Below are 754 nucleotides of genomic sequence, written 5' to 3'. Positions count from 1 at the left end.
TCGAATTGAAGCGACGATTCCCCCGGAGTTAGGTTATGGTCCGCATCGTCCAGAATTTGTTAACGTGGTATCTAGGGAGCTGTTTGATATCGCTGACCTTGAACCCGGGATGAAGTTTCAAACCAATACGGGTGAGCAGACGCAAATAATTCAAGTTGTGGAAGTAAACGAGGGCGGCGTAACCGTTGATGCTAACCATCCTTTGGCAGGTTTGACGCTCGTTTTTGAGCTAGAGATTGTCTCTGTTAGTGATAATAACGATTAAAACCCAATCTGTTATCTCCTGAGGTAACAAAGAATTTATTCTTTTCGGCGGGTAATTTTTGAAACAGCATATATACTAAATGTAACAACGCGTGTTTGGCTGTAATATAAGGGCTCAAGCATCCGATTCACACTTAGTTTAATAAGAAAAGCTGATGGACGTAGAAGATCAAAATGAAGCGTGGCGTATCCTTATTGTAGAGGATGACGAAAGGTTGGCCGATCTCACCAAAGAGTATTTGGAAAGTAATGGTTTAGTCGTTTCTGTTGAAGCAAACGGCTCTCATGCGGTTGACCGCATTATCAATGAGAAGCCTGACTTGGTCGTGTTGGATTTAATGCTGCCTGGCGAAGATGGCTTGTCGATCTGTCGGAAGGTTCGTCCAACGTATAACGGCCCGATTTTGATGCTAACAGCGCGAACGGATGACCTTGATCAGGTCTTGGGTCTTGAGATGGGCGCTGACGATTATATGTCAAAACCTGTTCG

Annotated in this window: 2 protein-coding genes; both read left to right on the top strand. The window is 44.3% G+C overall.

The features are described 5' to 3' along the window. Nucleotides 1–265: peptidylprolyl isomerase (locus A3751_RS23165; RefSeq protein ID WP_369821259.1), on the top strand; the 265-nt coding region annotated here is incomplete at its 5' end. Nucleotides 266–419: 154 nt separating this feature from the next. Further along, a partial coding sequence (locus A3751_RS18955) for a response regulator (protein ID WP_156492627.1) occupies nucleotides 420–754 on the top strand: 335 nt, incomplete at its 3' end.

The sequence above is a fragment of the Oleiphilus sp. HI0080 genome, assembly GCF_001635135.1.
This window is presented reverse-complemented; position numbering and strand designations above follow the sequence as displayed.